At 55.0% G+C, this 20,156-nt stretch carries 15 protein-coding genes; 8 read left to right on the forward strand and 7 right to left on the reverse strand.

The features are described from left to right. The first annotated feature begins 45 nt into the window (after window positions 1–45). The 3 genes from mhpT (at window position 46) to mmuM (ending at window position 3,854) form a co-directional block, all read left to right on the forward strand. Entirely contained in the window at window positions 46–1,257 is a 1,212-nt protein-coding gene (mhpT, locus tag OGY08_RS02930; protein ID WP_020996588.1) for a 3-(3-hydroxy-phenyl)propionate transporter MhpT, read from the forward strand. Between the two features lie 274 nt (window positions 1,258–1,531). Continuing rightward, on the forward strand, window positions 1,532–2,935 hold the full coding sequence (mmuP, locus tag OGY08_RS02935) for an S-methylmethionine permease (RefSeq protein WP_001373486.1): 1,404 nt from the start codon (window positions 1,532–1,534) through the stop codon (window positions 2,933–2,935). Then, on the forward strand, window positions 2,922–3,854 hold the full coding sequence (gene mmuM / locus OGY08_RS02940; RefSeq protein ID WP_125362828.1) for a homocysteine S-methyltransferase: 933 nt from the start codon (window positions 2,922–2,924) through the stop codon (window positions 3,852–3,854). The genes mmuP and mmuM overlap by 14 nt, the downstream gene beginning before the upstream one ends. Before the next feature lie 263 nt (window positions 3,855–4,117). Here mmuM and fbpC read toward each other — a convergent pair whose 3' ends face one another. The 6 genes from fbpC to OGY08_RS02970 all read right to left on the reverse strand — a co-directional run bounded on the left by fbpC (window position 4,118) and on the right by OGY08_RS02970 (window position 11,911). After that, window positions 4,118–5,164, reverse strand: coding sequence for a ferric ABC transporter ATP-binding protein (gene fbpC / locus OGY08_RS02945; protein ID WP_000192349.1), 1,047 nt, complete (start codon window positions 5,162–5,164; stop codon window positions 4,118–4,120). An 11-nt stretch (window positions 5,165–5,175) separates the two neighbouring features. Continuing rightward, window positions 5,176–7,254, reverse strand: coding sequence for an ABC transporter permease (locus OGY08_RS02950; protein ID WP_286565608.1), 2,079 nt, complete (start codon window positions 7,252–7,254; stop codon window positions 5,176–5,178). A 68-nt stretch (window positions 7,255–7,322) separates the two neighbouring features. Beyond that, window positions 7,323–8,354: an ABC transporter substrate-binding protein gene (locus tag OGY08_RS02955; RefSeq protein ID WP_125362830.1), complete on the reverse strand. Its 1,032-nt coding sequence runs from the start codon at window positions 8,352–8,354 to the stop codon at window positions 7,323–7,325. Continuing rightward, window positions 8,351–9,655, reverse strand: coding sequence for an MFS transporter family glucose-6-phosphate receptor UhpC (gene uhpC / locus OGY08_RS02960; RefSeq protein ID WP_125362831.1), 1,305 nt, complete (start codon window positions 9,653–9,655; stop codon window positions 8,351–8,353). Before uhpC ends, OGY08_RS02955 begins: the two co-directional genes overlap by 4 nt. An 85-nt stretch (window positions 9,656–9,740) precedes the next feature. Then, on the reverse strand, window positions 9,741–11,282 hold the full coding sequence (locus OGY08_RS02965) for an MASE1 domain-containing sensor histidine kinase (protein ID WP_125362832.1): 1,542 nt from the start codon (window positions 11,280–11,282) through the stop codon (window positions 9,741–9,743). Then, complete coding sequence (locus tag OGY08_RS02970) at window positions 11,282–11,911, reverse strand: response regulator transcription factor (RefSeq protein WP_125362833.1); 630 nt, start codon at window positions 11,909–11,911, stop codon at window positions 11,282–11,284. The genes OGY08_RS02965 and OGY08_RS02970 overlap by 1 nt, the downstream gene beginning before the upstream one ends. A gap of 326 nt (window positions 11,912–12,237) precedes the next feature. Between OGY08_RS02970 and tauA the strand changes: the two genes are divergently transcribed. The 4 genes from tauA to tauD are packed head-to-tail and all read left to right on the forward strand — an operon-like array spanning window position 12,238 to window position 15,657. After that, window positions 12,238–13,200, forward strand: a complete 963-nt coding sequence (tauA, locus tag OGY08_RS02975; RefSeq protein WP_003830936.1) for a taurine ABC transporter substrate-binding protein — start codon at window positions 12,238–12,240, stop codon at window positions 13,198–13,200. A gap of 14 nt (window positions 13,201–13,214) precedes the next feature. Beyond that, entirely contained in the window at window positions 13,215–13,982 is a 768-nt protein-coding gene (tauB, locus tag OGY08_RS02980) for a taurine ABC transporter ATP-binding subunit (RefSeq protein WP_125362871.1), read from the forward strand. Continuing rightward, entirely contained in the window at window positions 13,979–14,809 is an 831-nt protein-coding gene (gene tauC, locus OGY08_RS02985; protein WP_125362834.1) for a taurine ABC transporter permease TauC, read from the forward strand. The genes tauB and tauC overlap by 4 nt, the downstream gene beginning before the upstream one ends. Beyond that, on the forward strand, window positions 14,806–15,657 hold the full coding sequence (gene tauD, locus OGY08_RS02990; protein WP_125362835.1) for a taurine dioxygenase: 852 nt from the start codon (window positions 14,806–14,808) through the stop codon (window positions 15,655–15,657). Before tauC ends, tauD begins: the two co-directional genes overlap by 4 nt. Window positions 15,658–15,736: 79 nt before the next feature. Here the strand turns inward: tauD and hemB are convergent, their stop codons facing one another. Next, on the reverse strand, window positions 15,737–16,711 hold the full coding sequence (gene hemB / locus OGY08_RS02995; RefSeq protein ID WP_003830941.1) for a porphobilinogen synthase: 975 nt from the start codon (window positions 16,709–16,711) through the stop codon (window positions 15,737–15,739). Window positions 16,712–17,211: 500 nt separating this feature from the next. Between hemB and ehaB the strand changes: the two genes are divergently transcribed. Continuing rightward, entirely contained in the window at window positions 17,212–20,133 is a 2,922-nt protein-coding gene (gene ehaB / locus OGY08_RS03000; RefSeq protein ID WP_125362836.1) for an autotransporter adhesin EhaB, read from the forward strand. Window positions 20,134–20,156 lie beyond the last annotated feature (23 nt).

A 20,156-nucleotide genomic window follows, 5' to 3' on the forward strand; every position in this document is an offset into this window, starting at 1 on the left:
TATCAGCCGCGATTCACCTGCATCGTGACCTCAGAGGGACATCTTATGACGACCCGTACCCCCGCATCTTACCGCCTGACGTTGACCGTTGGGCTTTGCTTTTTAGTTGCCCTGATGGAAGGGCTGGATTTACAGGCCGCCGGTATCGCTGCCGTCGGTATCGCCCACGCGTTTGCGCTGGATAAAATGCAGATGGGTTGGATCTTCAGTGCGGGCATTCTCGGACTGCTGCCCGGCGCGCTGGTGGGCGGCATGCTGGCTGACCGCTATGGGCGCAAGCGCATTCTCATTGCCTCTGTGGCGCTGTTCGGCCTGTTCTCGCTGGCGACGGCGATTTCCTGGGATTTCTCATCACTGGTTTTTGCCCGTCTGATGACCGGTGTCGGGCTGGGCGCGGCGTTGCCGAATCTGATCGCGCTGACCTCCGAGGCGGCGGGCCCGCGTTTTCGCGGTACGGCGGTGAGCCTGATGTACTGCGGTGTGCCGATTGGCGCGGCGCTGGCGGCAGCGCTCGGGTTTAGCGGCCTGGCCTCCGCCTGGCAAACGGTGTTCTGGGTAGGCGGGGTGATCCCGCTGCTGCTGGTGCCGCTGTTGATGCGCTGGCTGCCGGAATCTCAGGTTTATACCCAACAAACGCAGGTGGCCGCCGCACCGCTGCGTGCCCTGTTTGCGCCAGCGACGGCGAGTGCCACGCTGCTGCTGTGGTTGTGCTATTTCTTCACCCTGCTGGTGGTGTATATGCTGATCAACTGGCTGCCGATGCTGCTGGTGGAGCAGGGCTTTCGGCCATCGCAGGCGGCAGGCGTAATGTTTGCTCTGCAAATTGGCGCGGCCAGCGGCACGTTAATTCTCGGGGCGTTAATGGATAAACTGCGCCCGGTGGTGATGTCGCTGCTGATCTACACCGGGATGTTGGCTTCACTGCTGGCGCTGGGTACGGTGTCGTCATTGAGCGGCATGCTAATGGCGGGATTTGTGGCGGGGATGTTCGCCACCGGCGGGCAAAGCGTGTTGTATGCGCTGGCGCCGCTGTTTTACAGCACGCAGATCCGCGCCACAGGTGTGGGCACCGCCGTCGCAGTCGGGCGTCTGGGAGCGATGAGCGGCCCGCTGCTGGCAGGGAAAATGTTAGCGCTCGGTACCGGAACGGTAGGGGTGATGGCGGCTTCTGCGCCGGGCATTTTGCTGGCAGGCCTGGCGGTATTTATTCTGATGAGCCGCAAATCGCAGATGCCGATCCCGGCCAGCGGTGCTTAAGCATTCATCCGGTTGTGTGAGTGGGGAGATTTGGTTCCTACTTCCGGGTGAACGCCGTCAGTCAACTGTGTTGCCAAAGTTTAGATAAAACATGGCAACGGAGGCGTTATGAGCTGGCGGCCCTTTTTGTATCTGATTATTAATCCCCACCCGTTATTAAGCGCCCGACGCGGTCATCTGCGTCTGGTGCAGGGTTGACTTTGCATTCTGTTAACAAACGCGGTATAACAAACCTTCTTTGGATGTTTAGATGTCCATACGTTTAGAAGGTTATATGCAAACAACACAACAAAATGCGCCACTGAAGCGCACAATGAAAACGCGTCACCTGATTATGCTTTCCTTGGGCGGCGTGATTGGCACAGGATTATTCTTCAATACCGGGTACATCATCTCCACCACTGGAGCGGCGGGAACGCTGCTGGCCTATCTGATTGGCGCGCTGGTGGTCTGGCTGGTTATGCAGTGTCTGGGCGAGCTGTCGGTCGCGATGCCGGAGACCGGGGCGTTTCACGTTTATGCCGCGCGCTATCTTGGTCCGGCTACCGGGTATACCGTGGCCTGGCTCTACTGGCTGACCTGGACTGTGGCGCTGGGTTCGAGCTTTACCGCCGCCGGATTCTGTATGCAGTACTGGTTTCCACAGGTGCCGGTATGGGTCTGGTGCGTGGTGTTCTGCGCGATTATTTTTGGTCTGAATGTTATCTCCACGCGCTTTTTTGCCGAAGGGGAGTTCTGGTTCTCCCTGGTCAAGGTGGTCACTATCATCGCCTTTATCATCCTCGGTGGGGCGGCGATTTTCGGCTTTATTCCGATGCAGGATGGCTCGCCCGCGCCGGGGCTGAGTAATATCACGGCGGAAGGCTGGTTCCCGCACGGTGGCTTACCGATTCTGATGACTATGGTTGCAGTGAACTTTGCTTTTTCGGGTACCGAGCTTATCGGCATTGCCGCCGGTGAAACGGAAAACCCGCGCAAAGTTATCCCGGTAGCGATTCGTACTACCATCGCGCGACTGATTATTTTCTTTATCGGCACCGTGTTTGTATTGGCGGCGCTGATCCCGATGCAGCAGGCGGGCGTGGAGAAAAGCCCGTTTGTGCTGGTGTTTGAGAAAGTAGGGATCCCGTACGCCGCTGATATTTTTAACTTCGTGATCCTGACGGCTATTCTTTCTGCAGCGAACTCCGGGTTATATGCCTCCGGGCGCATGCTGTGGTCGCTGTCGAATGAACGTACGCTACCGGCCTGTTTTGCGCGAGTAACGAAAAACGGCGTTCCACTGACGGCGCTGTCGGTCAGTATGCTCGGTGGTGTGCTGGCGCTGTTTTCCAGCGTGGTGGCCCCGGACACGGTATTTGTTGCGCTGTCGGCAATCTCCGGGTTTGCGGTGGTGGCGGTGTGGCTGAGTATCTGCGCCTCGCATTTTGTTTTTCGTCGCCGTCATCTGCAACAAGGTAAGGCATTGAGTGAATTACATTATCGCGCGCCGTGGTATCCGCTGGTGCCGGTATTAGGTTTTGTGCTGTGCCTGGTGGCCTGTGTGGGGCTGGCATTCGATCCAGCGCAGAGAATTGCGTTGTGGTGCGGGTTACCGTTTGTTGCGTTGTGCTATGGTGCTTATTTCCTTACTCAACCCCGAAACGCAAAACAGGAGCCAGAACATGTCGCAGAATAATCCGTTACGCGCTCTCCTTGATAAACAGGATATCCTGCTGCTGGATGGCGCGATGGCGACGGAGCTGGAAGCGCGAGGGTGTAACTTAGCCGACAGCCTGTGGTCAGCCAAAGTGCTGGTAGAAAACCCGGAGCTTATCCGTGAAGTGCATCTTGATTACTACCGGGCGGGGGCGCAATGCGCGATCACTGCCAGCTATCAGGCGACGCCGGCGGGCTTCGCCGCGCGAGGTCTGGATGAAGCGCAGTCGAAAGCGCTGATTGGCAAAAGCGTGGAGCTGGCGCGTAAAGCCCGTGAAGCGTATCTGGCAGAGAACCCGCAGGCGGGAGCACTACTGGTGGCGGGATCCGTCGGGCCTTACGGCGCGTATCTGGCGGATGGCTCTGAATACCGTGGCGATTATCATTGTAGCGTTGAGGCATTTCAGGCGTTTCATCGCCCGCGCGTGGAAGCCTTGTTGGATGCCGGGGCCGATCTGCTGGCCTGCGAAACCCTGCCGAATTTCGCCGAGATTGAGGCGTTGGCTGAGCTGTTGACCGCATATCCGCGTGCGCGGGCGTGGTTCTCATTTACCCTGCGCGACAGCGAGCACCTGAGCGACGGTACGCCGCTGCGTGACGTGGTTGCGTTGCTAGCGGGTTATCCGCAGGTGGTGGCGCTAGGCATTAACTGCATTGCGCTGGAAAACACCACCGCTGCGTTGCAGCATTTACACGGTTTAACGGTGCTGCCGCTGGTGGTGTATCCGAACTCGGGCGAGCAGTACGATGCGGTGAGCAAAACCTGGCATCATCACGGTGATCATTGCGCGCAGCTGGCGGATTATCTGCCGCAGTGGCAGGCCGCTGGCGCACGGTTAATTGGCGGGTGCTGTCGCACCACGCCTGCGGATATTGCCGCGCTAAAAGCGCGAAGCTGAGGGTTTTATCGGGTCTACATCGTTCATTGTAGGCCTGATAAGCGCAGCGCATCAGGCATTGCCGGATGGCGGCGCAAGCGCCTTATCCGGCCTACATCGTTCATTGTAGGCTTGATAAGCGCAGCGCATCAGGCATTGCCGGATGGCGGCGCAAGCGCCTTATCCGGCCTACATCGTTCATTGTAGGCCTGATAAGCGCAGCGCATCAGGCATTGCCGGATGGCGGCACAAGCGCCTTATCCGGCCTACAAAGCCACAAAACGTTATGCCGCATCCGCCAGAACAAACATGCCGTACGGATGGATTTCGAGATAATACTGCTCGCCGACGTCCGGTTGCAGACGCGTAGCGTTGACCTGCAATAAAATCTCCTGCCCGTGCCATTCCACCGTCACTTCATACTGCGGCCCCATATAGGCGACATGGCGGATCACGCAGCGCTGGCTCTCTTCGCCGCGATCGCTGAGCGTGATCGCTTCCGGGCGCACACCGACCATCCCTTCACCCTGTGTACCAAAGTGCAGCGGGCGCGGCAGATGATAGCCGTAGATATCAACGTATCCGTCGCTGAAGGTTGCCGGGAACAGGTTGGCATCGCCCATAAAGCTCGCCATAAAGCGGGAGGCGGGCTGGCGGTAAAGATCCTGCGGTGAGCCGATCTGCATGATGTGTCCCTTGTTCATCACCAGCACGGTATCAGAAACCGCAAAGGCTTCGCTCTGATCGTGGGTGACGTACAGCGAGGTGATATCAAACTGCTTTTGCAGCTCGCGGATCTTGTCGCGCATGCTGCGACGCAGGTTGGCGTCGAGGTTACTCAACGGCTCATCAAACAGCAGCACTTTCGGCTTGAGGATCAGCGCGCGGGCCAGCGCCACGCGCTGCTGCTGCCCGCCGGAGATCTGATCGACAAAGCGGTCTTCGAATCCTTCCAGATCCACCATCGCCAACGCCTCTTTGACGCGGGCTTTCAGCTCTGCGCGCGGTACGCCGAGCATTTTCAGGCCATAACCGACATTCTCTCCCAGCGACATATGCGGGAACAGGGCATAGGACTGAAACACCATACAGATATCGCGCTGCTGAATAGAGCGATGGGTGACGTCTTCGCCATCAATGAAAATTTGCCCTTCGCTCGGTTTTTCCAGCCCGGCAACCAGGCGCAAAATAGTGGTTTTGCCGCAGCCGGACGGGCCGAGCAGCGTCACCATTTGCCCCTGCGGGATGGTGAGGTTGATATTGTCGATTACCGTATTACTGCCAAATCGTTTAGTGACGTTGCGCAGTTCAACGAAATTTTTCTGAGTCATAGTGCGCTCCATTACGCCTGGTTTTTGTCTTTTGAACGGGAGGTACGTGATTCACCGATCAGCCAGTCAAAGATGAAAATAATCGCCAGCATCACCACGATCAGAATGGAACCGTAGGCAATCGCTACACCGTATTCGCCATCTTCCACGCGGTTGAGGATGTAAGCCGTCGCTACGCGGGTATCCGGCGTGACGAGGAACACAATGGCGCTGACGGTGGTAATGGCGCGCACAAAGCTGTAAATCAGCGCCGAGAGGATCGCCGGGCGCAGCAGCGGCAGCAGGATGTGCGTAATGGTACGCAGGGAACCGGCGCGCAGGCTGAGTGAGGCTTCATCGAGCGATTTATCGATTTGGCCCAAGCCCGCGATGCCCGCGCGAATGCCGACCGGGACGTTACGCATTACCATCGAGATAATGACAATCGCCGCCGTACCAGTGAGGTACACCGGGGCGCTGTTAAAGGCCAGAATGTACGATACGCCCGCGACGGTACCCGGAACGGCAAAGCACAGCATGGTGGTGAACTCGATGGTCTTCTTGCCTTTAAACTGCTGGCGCACCACGATCCATGCGATCAGCAGGCCGAAGATCGCGGTGATCGGCGCGGCAATCCCGGCGTAGAGCAGGGTGTCGAGCAGTGAAGGCCACGCGCCGTCGCTCATCCCCTGACCGAACAGTTTGGTAAAGTTCGCCAGCGTCAGGGTGTAGTCCACGCCCCAGTTGACGGTGAAACTGCCGTAGAAAATGCTGCCGTAGAGCAGGGCGTTAAAGGCAATCCACACTGCCAGCAGCGCGACCACACTCCATACCAGCGTTACCGGCAACGGCTGTACGTCGCCCCGGTAGGATTTGCCGGAAACGGTGACGTATGAGCGTTTACCAATCCACATATACTGCACGCAGAACACCAGCAGCGAAAACAGCAGCAGGAAGGCACCCAGCGTACTGGCGGCCTGGTAGTCAAGCTGCGAACCGGTGATGTAGAAGTAGATTTGCGTTGCCAGCACGTCGAAGTTACCGCCGAGCACCAGCGGGTTACTAAAGTCAGCCAGCGACTGCACGACCACAATCAAAAAGGCGTTAGCCAGTGCGGGTTTCAGCAGCGGGACAAACACGCCGTTAAAGGTCTGCCAGCGGCTGGCACGCAGGGTGTATGACGCTTCTTCCAGCGACGGATGAATGGTTTTGATTGCTCCGTCGAGGATCATAAACGCCATCGGCGTAAAGGCCAGAACCTGCGCCAGCCAGATGCCGGTAAAGCCATACAGCCAGTTGGTGTTGGTTAAACCAAACCATTCGACCATAAACTCGGTGATGTAACCGGAGCGTCCCATCATCAGCGTGACGCCTAAACCGACGACAAACGGCGGAGTGACGATCGGCAAAATCGAGAAGATACGTCCGATTATGGCGCTACGTCTGGCGATACGGGTGGTGTAGATAGCCAGTACCAGACCAAAGAAGGTACAGCCGACGCCGACGGCAATCGACAGCATAATTGAGTTGAGGATCACCTGAATAATATGTGCCTGCGACAGCACATTCATAAACGCCAACGGGGCAAATTCCCCGGCGTCGTTGGTGAACATCGGAATGAAAATGGCGATACTCGGCCAGACGATAAAAATACCGATCAGCGCGACAATCGCGGTAAGCGAGCCGATGACGAAACGGTCACCGCCCAGCCATTCGAGGCGGGTGAGCGCCAGGGTCATGATTGCGCCAAGCGCCACAAACAGCACGATGGTGGCATAGCCTAAGCCGCGCCCCTCAAGGGTGGCGCTGGCGACAATAAAGGCCATACAGAAAAATGCCCAACCCGCGTCAAGATAATGGCGGCTGCGCTGTTCGCGCCTGGCTTCATGGAATGGGCGCACCAGCAGCAGGCTTGGCAGCAGATACCACAGCCAACTGATATTGAACTGCGACCAGCCGTAGGCGGCGAGTATTTCTTCCCGCGTTGACTCCAGCAGACCGTAGTCCAGGCTCCAGCTAGGCAGCAGGGCAAACGCCAGCCAGCCGAGCAAAACCCAAAGAAATATCGCATCCCGTTTTTTCACGGGATGGAGTGCAAGTGTGTGTGACATAGCGTTTCCGGTAATGTAGGCCGGGTAAGGCGTTTACGCCGTACCCGGCAAATGAACGCAACGTGGGCTTATTTACCCATCTTAACTTCGCTAACCCACTTATTGATCAACGCCTTACGTACGTCAGTCGAGCCGTACTTATCCATGTCGTAATTGATAAGCTTCAGGTCGTCGAGCTTCAGCGAGTTAGAGGAGGTCTCGGCGGTGGTGTTGGTCAGGATCTGATAGGATTTGCCTTTCTTCCACGCCAGCTCTTGCGCGTCTTTCGACAGCACCCAGTCAACGAACAGTTTGGCGTTGTCGATGTTGCGCGCACCTTTCAGGATGCTGACGCCGCCGATTTCATAACCGGTGCCTTCGCATGGAGAAATCAGCTCCAGCGGTGCGCCCTGTTCTTTTTCCAGCGAATAGTCGTGCAGGAAGCCAATGCCGATAGCCGTTTCGCCGCGGGCGGCGTTACGCGCCGGGGCAATGCCGGATTTGGTGTATTGAGAGACGTTGGCGTTTAGCTGTTTCAGGTAATCAAAGGCCTGATCTTCACCCCACAGTTGAGCAAAGGTCGCCAGCGCGGTGTAGGCGGTACCGGAGCTTTGCGGGTCAGCAATCTGGATTTCGCCCTTGTATTCCGGTTTGGTCAGATCCTTCCAGCATTTTGGCACCGGCAGGTTTTTCTCTTTCAGGCGCTGGGTATTAACGCCAAAGCCCAGAATACCGACGTAAACCGCCGAAGAGAGATTACCTTTGACCTTCGCGGGATCGCGGAATTTCTCCATGATCTGTTCGAGGTTTGGTGATTTATACGGCTGCAGCAGACCCATTTCACCGGCCTGGGATTGCGGATCCAGCGTACCGCCGTACCACACATCCGCCTGCGGGTTTTTCTTCTCTGCATCCACTTTCGCCAGCGTACTGCCAGAGCCGTTGCGAATGAATGAGGTTTTCACATCATATTTTTCACCGAAGGCTTTGGTTTCGGTTTCGCACATCTCGTTGGTGGCGCTGCAATACACCACCAGACGGCCCTGCGCCTGGGCTGCGTTGCTGAAGGCTGCCAGCGTCAGAGCGGAAGCGATCAGGGTAGAGGTAAGCGTCAGTTTCATTGTTTTATCCTTTGACTGAGAGAAGGGGTAATGCCCGCAATGAGCAACGGCATCAGCAATAAACCCATAAAGACAGCGGCAACCGAGAGCAAACTGAACATTCCCGACCAGCCGTAATGTTCTATGACCAACGACAGCGGCCAACCCGCCAGCGCGGCCCCCAGATAGGCGAACAGCCCGAGAAAACCGGTAATTGAACCTGCCGCCGCTTTGTGTCCGCATTCAACGGCTGCGAGGCCAATTAGCATTTGTGGGCCAAACACAAAAAAGCCCACGGTAAAGAAACACACTGCCAGTAGCGCGTAGTGGTGCACTGGTGCCAGCCACAGTGCGGCGACGGAAACCATCAGCCCCAGCGTGAACAGCAAAATCATCGGCGCACGCTGACCGCTGAACAGCAGATCCGATCCCCATCCGGCAAACAGCGCCCCCAGCAAGCCGCCAACTTCAAACAGCATCACCGTGGCATTGGCGCTGAGCAGATTCACGCCGTGGCTTTCCGTCAGCCAGATGTTGCCCCAGTCGTTGAGCGCAATGCGGATCAAGTAGACCAATACATACGACACGCCGAGCAGCCAGATCATCGGGTTTTTCAGCATGGTGGTGCGCAACATTTGCCACAGCCCCATCGGCGGGCTTTGCTGTTCCTGACGCAGCTCCAGCGGGTCATGCCGCCATTCCCCAACCGTGGGTAGTCCTTCTTCCTGGGGCGTGCCTTTCAATTGCAGGGTGAGCCAGATTCCCAGTGCCATACTGATTATCCCCGGTGCCAGCATGGCCGCCTGCCAGCCCCACCAGTGGGCGGCAAAAGCGCTAATCAGCGGGATAATGGCGCCACCGATGTTGATCGACATATTCCAGCAGCCCCACCAGAAGCCACGTTCGTTGCGCGAGTACCAGTGGGTCAGCAGTCGGGCACAGGGCGGCCAGCCCCAGCCCTGAAAAAATCCGTTCAGCGTCCAGACCACCAGCAGCAGCGTCAGCGATTCACCAAAGGCGAACAGCACGTTTAAAACGCCGGTGGCAAACAGACCAATACCCATAAACGCGCGCTGTCCGTGGCTGTCGTGCCACAGCCCGGCGGTGAATTTCGACAGACCATAGGTCAGATAAAACAGTGACCCAAGCAGGCCGATATCGCCTTTATCCAGACCCAGATCCGTTTGCAGCGCCGGGAGGACGTAGTTAACGCTTTTGCGCGTCAGATAAAACGCGGCGTAACCAATTACCATACACATCAGCAGCCGGGGGCGTAGCGCCCGGTATTGTTGGTCTGTTTCGCTGGCTGAGCGTGCGTGCATGGCAGTCTCCGTTTGTGCTGACTATAGGAAAGTGAAAGCAAAAGGGGATGAGAGAAAGTCCGCAGTGACTAAGACTTTTTCCTGGTTAGCGGCTGGTTTGTTGCAAATTTGTGGGCAGGTTAACAATTACCCGCGTGCCGTGGTTTGATTCAAGCGTCAGTTCACCGCCAAGGGCGCTCACCCGCTCACGCATCCCCTGGATACCGAAACCGGGAATTTTTTCTGGCAGAATACCAACGCCGTTGTCAGCGACGTCCAGAAACAAGCAATGTTCCCGCTGGCGCAGCGTAATCGACACATCGCTGGCATCGGCATGTTTACAGACGTTATTGAGTAACTCCTGCAACAGGCGATACAGCGTGAAGCGCACCGTTTCGTTTTCTGGCGTATTCTCTAGCTGATAATCAAAGCGGCAGCGAATACCCCGTTCAGCAAAAGCAAATTCATTCACCAGATGATGTAGTGCATCTTTAAAAGACAGTTCATCGAGCGCGGGGGGGCGCAGCTGGCGCAGCAACTGACGGGTGGAGTGGTGAATACGCCGGGCCAGGTCGTTGATTTGATTCGCAGCCTCAAGCGTTTGCTCACGACCCGGTGCACGTTTGACCAGTTGCGACTGAATTTGAATGGCGGTGATGTTCTGACCAATTTCATCGTGCAGTTCCCGCGCCAGGCTTTTGCGCGTGTTTTCTTCGGTGCGGATCAGCTGTTCGGTCAGCGCGCGACGCGCCGCCAGTTCGGTTTCCAGACGCTGGCGATAATGGTGCAGGTTTTGCGCCAGATGCTGCTGGCGGCTGATGGCGATCCCCAGGCCTATGCCGAGTAGCGCCTGGGTGGCGAGGAAAATCTCCAGCTCCAGTAAGTTACTGAACCCGACGCCGATTTGCCGGGCGATGGTGATCATCATACTGCCGAGCAATCCTGACAACACGCCGCCCTGCCAGCCAAATTTCCACGCCATCACCACGTTTGGTAAGAACACCACGATCAGCAACAGGCGCTCGATCTCCGGCGACAGCACCATTTGGGTGCCGATGCCAATAATAAAAAACAGGCTACACCAGATGATAAGCGAAGTGCGCAGCGGGGGATTGGTGGTATCCAGCCCGAGCAGATGATAGCGGTGCTGTTGGCGCAGAAATTCATAGATCAGATAGACAAACGGCGTCAGCAACACGCCCCCGGTAAACGACGCCAGGCCAATCAGCGTTGCCGGGCTCTGGATAAACGGTGAAAGCAGGGCAGTATTGAGCAATGAGGTGAGCGTTACGGCGGCCAGCAGCAGCGTTAAGCGTTGCCAGTAAAGGGGAAAGCGGTGCCAGTATGACTGGCCGATGCTCGCCGGAATCAGGCTAATTAACGGCGCAGCCAGCAGGATATAGCCATTCAGTAATTGCTCGCTGTGCAGCCAGAACAACATCAACACCGGCGGTAGTATCAGCGCGGGCCAGTAACGGCGAGAAAGCAGAATTAACAGCGCGAGATAGACGCCGTGTGGCAGAAATAGCGCCGCCTGCTGGCCGTTGTGGGTCAGGTAAAACCCCAGCGTCCACAGCATCAGCCAGCCCGATCCCCAGGCCAGCAGAATAAACAGAGAAATAACCCAATGCCGAAGGTTACGCGACATTAATGCCCCGTCAATAGCTGGTGGTCGAGGGCAAAATGCACCAGATCGATGGTGCTGTGGCATTGCAGTTTGCCCAGCACGTTCGCTCGATGAACGTGCACCGTCTTGTGGCTGAGGTCGAGCTTGAAGGCGATCTCTTTTACGCTGTCGCCTTTGACCAACAGATCAAACACTTCACGCTCGCGCGGGGTCAGAACTTCCAGAACCCGCGCGGGCTGCTCGCCGCCGCGTAGCGCACGCAGCGCATCGGCACACAGGTAATGTCCGCCCAAGCCCACCGAGCGTACCGCCTGCACCAGTTCTTCCGGGCCGCAGCGTTTGGTCAGGTAACCACTGGCGCCAGCGTCCAGCGCGCTTTGCACAAACGTGGGCGAGTCATAAATGCTGAGAATAATGGCGCGAAAACCGGGCTTCTGCGCCCGCAGTCGTTTTAACAGGCTCAGGCCATTTTCATCCGGCATGGCGATATCCATTACCGCGACGCTGACATCATCATGCAGAAGTGCAGGCCAGGCTTCCGCCGCGCTGCTGTACTGACCGGTAACGTTCAGATCGTCTTCGAGACTGAGTAATTGCGCAAAGCCGGAACGCACCACCACATGGTCATCCACCAGCACAACATGAATCATGATATTGCTCTCTTGCTGACAATGGCCTCTATGATGCCTGCCAGCGCCGCGCTGGCAATCATCGTGGCGCGGATATGTAACGAATGTAACAAAATCGCAATAATTTACAGCGAGTGTAGGCCTGATAAGCGCAGCGCATCAGGCATTGATTGCGGATGGCGGCGCAAGCGCCTTATTCGGCCTACGTTCTGTAATGAGCGAAATAGCTAACTATTGCCGCTTTTTTTCTAAAAACGCTTTGTTCTTAGCCAGAATTTTTAATTCCTTTATCAAAATGTGCCGCAACGAAATACTGCCTCCATAACAAGACAGGGGAGCAGACAATCATGGCTATTTCATCGCGTAACGCACTTCTTGCCGCACTGGCATTCATCGCATTTCAGGCGCAGGCGGTGAACGTCACCGTTGCTTATCAGACCTCCGCCGAACCTGCCAAAGTGGCGCAGGCGGACAACACGTTTGCCAAAGAGAGCGGGGCGACCGTTGACTGGCGCAAATTCGACAGCGGGGCGAGCATCGTTCGTGCGCTGGCATCCGGTGATGTGCAGATCGGTAATCTTGGCTCCAGCCCGCTGGCGGTCGCTGCCAGTCAGCAGGTGCCTATTGAGGTTTTCCTGCTGGCATCAAAGCTCGGCAATTCTGAGGCGCTGGTGGTGAAGAAAAACATCAGTAAACCGGAAGATTTGATTGGCAAACGCATTGCCGTGCCGTTTATTTCCACCACCCATTACAGCCTGCTGGCGGCGTTGAAACATTGGGGGATTAAACCCGGCCAGGTGGAGATTGTGAACCTGCAACCACCAGCGATCATTGCCGCATGGCAGCGCGGAGATATTGATGGTGCGTATGTCTGGGCACCTGCGGTCAACGCGTTGGAAAAAGACGGTAAGGTGTTAACCGACTCCTCGCAGGTTGGCGAGTGGGGGGCACCGACGCTGGACGTGTGGGTGGTGCGCAAAGATTTTGCCGAGAAGCATCCTGAGGTGGTGAAAGCCTTTGCCAAAAGCGCTATCGATGCCCAGCAGCCTTATATCGCTAATCCTGATGAATGGCTGAAGCAGCCGGAGAATATCAGCAAACTGTCGCGTTTGAGCGGCGTACCGGAGGCGGATGTACCGGGGCTGGTGAAAGGTAACACTTACCTGACACCGCAACAGCAAACCGCTGAGCTAACCGGCCCGGTGAACAAAGCGATTATCGACACCGCGCAGTTCCTTAAAGAGCAGGGCAAAGTCCCCGCTGTCGCGACAGATTACAGCCAGTACGTGACCGATCGCTTCGTGCAATAAATAAGGAGGCGATGATGCTGCAAATCTCTCATCTTGCTGCCAGCTACGGTGGAAAACCGGCGCTGGAGGATATCAACCTGACGCTCGATAGCGGTGAACTGCTGGTGGTACTCGGGCCTTCCGGTTGTGGGAAAACCACGTTGTTAAATCTGATTGCCGGGTTTGTGCCGTATCAGCATGGCAGCATCACGCTGGCGGGTCACAGGGTTGATGGTCCGGGGGCAGATCGCGGGGTCGTGTTCCAGAACGAAGGTCTGCTGCCCTGGCGTAACGTGCAGGACAACGTGGCTTTTGGTCTGCAACTGGCGGGCGTGGACAAGCCGCAGCGCCAGCGTATTGCTCTGGAGATGTTGCAGAAAGTCGGGCTGGAGGGCGCGGGAAAACGCTTTATCTGGCAACTTTCCGGTGGGCAACGTCAGCGCGTCGGCATTGCGCGGGCGCTGGCGGCCAATCCGCAGCTGTTGCTGCTGGATGAACCCTTTGGTGCGCTCGACGCCTTTACCCGCGAGCAGATGCAAACCCTGCTGCTGAAGCTGTGGCATGAGACCGGCAAACAGGTGCTGCTGATTACCCACGATATTGAAGAAGCAGTGTTTATGGCGACAGAGCTGGTATTGCTGTCCCCAGGCCCTGGCCGGGTACTGGAGCGTCTGCCGCTCAATTTCGCCCGTCGCTTTGTGGCCGGAGAGTCGAGCCGCAGCATTAAGTCCGATCCGCAGTTTATCGCCATGCGCGAGTACGTGTTAGGTCGTGTCTTTGAACAACGGGAGGCATTCTCATGAGCGTGGTGATTAATGATAAACCCCGTCGCCAGCGGGTGCTGAACTGGCGCTGGCCGTTCTCGCGGCAGATTACCTTAAGCCTTGGTACGTTGGCCGTCATTCTGGCGGTGTGGTGGACGGTGGCGGCGCTGCAGTTAATCAGTCCGCTGTTTTTACCGCCGCCGGGACAGGTTTTACAAAAGCTGATCGTCATTGCCGGGCCGCAAGGGTTTATGGATGCCACGCTGTGGCAGCATCTGGCGGCGAGTCTGACGCGTATTGTTATCGAGCTGCTGGCGGCAGTGCTGCTGGGCGTTCCGGTTGGGATCGCGATGGGGCTGAGTCCGACAATGCGCGGCATTCTCGATCCGATCATTGAACTGTATCGTCCGGTTCCTCCCCTGGCCTATTTACCGCTGATGGTCATTTGGTTTGGCATCGGTGAAACCTCCAAGATCCTGCTGATCTATCTGGCGATTTTCGCCCCTGTGGCGATGTCGGCGTTGGCGGGGGTGAAAAGTGCGCAGCAGGTGAGAGTGCGCGCCGCGCAGTCGCTGGGGGCCAGCCGTGCGCAGGTGCTGTGGTTTGTTATTTTGCCGGGGGCATTACCGGAGATCCTCACCGGGTTACGCATCGGGCTTGGCGTGGGTTGGTCGACGCTGGTGGCAGCTGAACTGATCGCTGCCACGCGAGGGTTAGGATTTATGGTGCAGTCAGCCGGTGAGTTTCTGGCAACGGATGTGGTGCTGGCAGGGATCGCGGTCATTGCCGTTATCGCATTTATTTTAGAGCTGGGTCTGCGCGCGCTTCAGCGTCGCCTGACGCCCTGGCATGGAGAAGTACAATGAGTGAACGTCTGAGCATTACCCCGCTGGGGCCGTACATTGGCGCACAAATCACTGGTGCGGATTTGACGCGTCCGCTGAGCGATAATCAGTTTGAACAGCTTTATCATGCGGTACTGCGCCACCAGGTGGTGTTTCTGCGGCAGCAGGTGATTACGCCACAACAGCAGCGGGCACTGGCGCTGCGTTTCGGCGATCTGCATATTCACCCTGTCTATCCACATGCCGAAGGGGTAGAGGAAATTATCGTGCTGGATACCCATAACGATAATCCGCCGGATAACGACAACTGGCACACTGATGTCACCTTTATCGACACGCCGCCTGCCGGGGCGATCCTGGCAGCAAAAGAGCTGCCATCGGTCGGGGGAGACACTCTATGGACCAGCGGAATTGCCGCTTATGACGCATTGTCTGAGCCGTTTCGTCAGCTGTTGAGTGGCCTGCGGGCAGAGCATGATTTCCGTAAATCGTTCCAGGAGTATAAATACCGCAAGACACCAGAAGAGCATCAGCGCTGGCTGGAGGCGGTGGCGAAACATCCACCGTTGCTACATCCGGTGGTGCGGACCCATCCGGTAAGCGGTAAACAGGCACTGTTTGTGAATGAGGGATTTACTACACGAATTGTCGATGTGACGGAAAAAGAGAGCGAAGCGTTACTAAGCTTTTTATTCGCCCATATCACCAAACCGGAGTTTCAGGTGCGCTGGCGCTGGCAGCCCAACGATGTGGCGATTTGGGATAATCGCGTCACGCAACATTATGCCAATGCGGATTATCTGCCGCAGCGGCGTATTATGCACCGGGCGACGATCCTCGGGGATCGGCCTTTTTATCGGGCAGGGTGATTGTTGGTGGGGTTTTACTTATCGGGCCTGGAACTGTCGGCCCGATAAGGTGAAGTCGCCATTCGGCAACAAAAAGTGGTTAGCGCAGGATTTTTTTCTCAGCCAGATCCAGTGCGAAGTAGCTGAAGATCAGATCCGCGCCAGCGCGTTTGATCGAGCCTAAGCTTTCCAGAACCACTTTCTCTTCATCTATTGCACCTGCCATCGCCGCGAATTTGATCATCGCGTATTCACCGCTGACCTGATAAGCGCCAATCGGCAGCTCGGTGCGCTCGCGGATATCACGCAGAATATCGAGATACGCGCCAGCCGGTTTCACCATCAGGCAGTCTGCGCCCTGGGCTTCATCCAGCAGCGATTCGCGAATCGCTTCACGGCGATTCATCGGGTTCATTTGATATGTTTTACGATCGCCTTTCAGCGCCGTGCCCGCGGCTTCACGGAACGGGCCGTAGAAAGAAGAGGCAAACTTGGTGGAGTAGGACATGATCGCAGTATCGGTGAAGCCCGCGGCGTCCAGCGCCTGGCGAATCGCCTGTACCTGGCCGTCCATTGCGGCGGAAGGGGCGATGAAATCTGCGCCCGCTGCTGCGGCAACGACTGCCTGCTTGCCGAGGTTAGCAAGGGTTAAGTCGTTATCAACGCCGTGTTCGCATAATACGCCGCAGTGACCGTGGGAGGTGTATTCACAGAAACAGGTGTCGGACATGACGATCATTTCCGGTACGGTCTGCTTACAGATACGCGACATGCGCGCCACCAGACCGTCTTCTTTCCAGGCATCGCTGCCGGTCTCATCGGTGTGATGAGAAATCCCGAAGGTCATGACCGAGCGGATGCCTGCATTAGCAATACGTTCGATTTCGCGCGCCAGGTGTTTCTCTGGTATGCGCATCACGCCGGGCATGGCGTCGATAGCTTTGTAATCGTCGAGTTCTTCTTCAACAAAGATCGGCAACACCAGGTCATTTAAGCTGAGTGTTGTCTCTTCAAACATAGCGCGCAGCGCAGGGGATTTGCGCAGGCGACGAGGGCGTTGGATTAGGTCTGTCATGGTATGCCTGATGTTTGTGGAATCGAAGGCCGTAGTATACCCGAACCTGAGGGCGAGAGGTTTACGAAAGTTGGCGTTATGCCGAGGTTATGGTGATGTTACCAATGCTTGGTATTATGTGTTATCTCTATTTTTGCAATTATGACTATTTTAAATAGTGATTAGTTTTATGGTGAATTTAGTTTAATTTAATTTTTAATTAAGTGGCGGGATTTAACGGTATTTATTTGCTGACGTTTGATTTTTAAGTTAATCATAAGTTCAATATATTGTTTTGCCAATGGTTTTACATGTAACTGTCTAAAATAAAAATGATTTTTACGTTTGTTTTCTGTTTCGAATAATTTGCATATCTATTGTCCGTAATCGGACTTAAGCCAAAGAATAATTGAACCTTTCCTTTGTGAAACCGCATAATCTTCCCTGCGAAACATAAAATGTTTTCTTTGCATTGATAATTGATGGATCAACTATATTACGTCCCTGAGGAGGGATGACAAATGCACACTTGGAAAAAGAAACTTGTAGTATCACAATTAGCATTAGCCTGCACTTTGGCAATCACTTCTCAGGCGAATGCTTCAACTGATATCTCTGGGACCACCTACACAACGTTTGCTCATTATAATGACGCATCCTATGCGGATGGCGTCTATTATGATGGATATGTTGGTTGGAACAATTACGACACCGATAGTATTTATAACGGTGATATTTATCCGGTAATCAATAACGCCACTGTCAACGGCGTTATTTCTACTTATTATCTGGATGATGGACTGTCAACTAACAGCAATAACAATAGCCTGACGATTAAAAACAGCACCATTCACGGTATGGTGACATCCGAATGTATGACCACGGATTGTACTAACCGTACGGGTACTGACTATTACTACGATCGCCTGGCGATGAACGTCATCAATTCAACTATCGATGACAACTACGAACATTATACCTACAACGGTACGTATAATGACGCAGCTGACACACACGTTGTCGACGTTTATAACCTGGGTACAGCTATCACGCTGGATCAAGAAGTTGATCTGTCTATCTCCGCCAACTCTCATGTCGCTGGCATAACCCTGACTCAGGGTTACGAGTGGGCAGATATTGACGATAATACCGTCAGCACTGGCGTAAACAGCAGTGAAGTATTTAACAACACTATCGCTGTCAGCGATTCTACTCTGACCTCTGGTTCATGGACTGACGAAGGCACCACCGGTTGGTTTGGTAACACCAGCAATGCAAGCGACTACAGCGGCTCTTATACTCCAGACGATATTGCGTTAGCGGTTATTGCTAATCCAAATGCGGATAACGCGATGCAGACCACCGCAACGTTTAACAATTCCACGCTGATGGGTGACGTGCTGTTCTCCAGCAACTTCGATGAGAATTTCTTCCCGAACGGTGCTGACACTTATCGCGATACCGATGCTGACCTGGATACCAATGGTTGGGACGGTACTGACCGTCTGGATCTGACTCTGAACAACGGCAGTAAGTGGGTCGGCGCGGCAATGTCCGTGCACCAGGTTGACACCGATGGTGACGGAGTTTATGACAGCTACGATGCGGGTACTGAAGCCACCGCTACGCTGATCGACATCACCGCTAACAGCCTGTGGCCGGATTCAACCTACGGTATTGATAGCGACACAACTTCTTATGACGAAAATGGTCATGTAGTGGGCAACGCTGTCTACCAGAGCGGCCTGTTCAACGTCACGCTGAACGGTGCTTCACAGTGGGATACCACCAAAACTTCCCTGATTGATACCCTGAGCATCAACAGCGGTTCTGTCGTCAACGTGGGTGATTCTGAGCTGGTTGCTGACTCCATCTCTCTGACTGGTGCTTCTGCACTGAACATCAACGAAGATGGTCATGTTGCAACTGATACGCTGTCTATCGACAACAGTACTGTCACAATCGCCGATGATGTTTCTGCTGGCTGGAATGTGCTTGAAGCTGCGCTGTATGCAAACACCATTAACGTCACTAACAACGGCGTTCTGGATGTGGGTAACAGTACCGGTAATGCACTGCAGGTTGATACCCTGAACCTGACTAGCTACACCGACGCTTATAACCATGTTAACGCGGGTGTTTTCGACATCAACAGCACTGACTATGTGCTGAATGCTGATCTGACCAACGATCGCACTAACGATAAATCTCAGTCTAACTACGGTTATGGTGTGATCGCGATGAACTCTGATGGTCATCTGACTATCAACGGTAACGGCGATTCCGACACCTCAGGCGATCAGTCTGAAGTTGATAACTATGGTGACCATGTAGCGGCCGCAACCGGTAACTATAAAGTCCGTATCGACAACGCGACTGGCGCAGGTTCTGTTGCGGATTACAAAGGTAACGAGCTGGTCTACGTTAACGACGCGAACAGCACTGCGACCTTCTCTGCAGCCAACAAAGCTGACCTGGGTGCTTACACCTATCAGGCACAGCAGCAGGGTAACACCGTTGTTCTGCAGCAGATGGAACTGACAGACTACGCGAACATGGCGCTGAGCATTCCGTCTGCTAACACCAATATCTGGAACCTGGAACAAGATACCGTTGGTACTCGTCTGACTAACGCGCGTCATGGTCTGGTTGATAACGGTGGTGCATGGGTTAGCTACTTCGGTGGTAGCTTCGATGCAGATAATGGCACCATTAACTACGATCAGGATGTTAACGGCATCATGGTCGGTGTTGATTCCAAAATTGATGGTAACAACGCTAAGTGGATTGTCGGTGCTGCTGCAGGCTTCGCGAAAGGTGATATGAGCGACCGTACCGGTCAGGTGGATCAGGATAGCCAGACTGCCTACATCTACTCTTCTGCTCACTTTGCCAACAACATCTTTGTTGACGGTAACTTAAGCTACTCTCACTTCAACAACGATTTGACTGCTAACATGAGCAACGGTGAGTATGTTGATGGCAGCACCTCTTCTGATGCCTGGGGCTTTGGCTTGAAACTGGGTTATGACCTGAAGCTGGGTGACGCAGGTTACGTAACGCCATACGGCAGCGTATCCGGTCTGTTCCAGTCTGGTGATGACTATAAGCTGAGCAACGACATGAAAGTTGACGGTCAGTCTTATGACAGCATGCGCTATGAACTCGGTGTAGATGCAGGTTATACCTTCGCCTACAGCGACGACCAGGCGCTGACCCCGTACTTCAAACTGGCCTACGTTTACGACGACTCTAACAACGATTCTGACGTAAACGGCGACTCTATCGACAACGGTGTAGAAGGTTCTGCGGTACGTGTTGGACTGGGTACTCAGTTCAGCTTTACCAAAAACTTCAGCGCATACACCGATGCTAACTACCTCGGTGGTGGCGATGTTGATCAAGACTGGTCTGCAAATGTTGGTGTTAAATATACCTGGTAAGACATCTCTTGTTGTTAAAGAAA

This window comes from Citrobacter sp. Cpo069, assembly GCF_030332785.1.
GTDB lineage: Bacteria > Pseudomonadota > Gammaproteobacteria > Enterobacterales > Enterobacteriaceae > Citrobacter > Citrobacter portucalensis.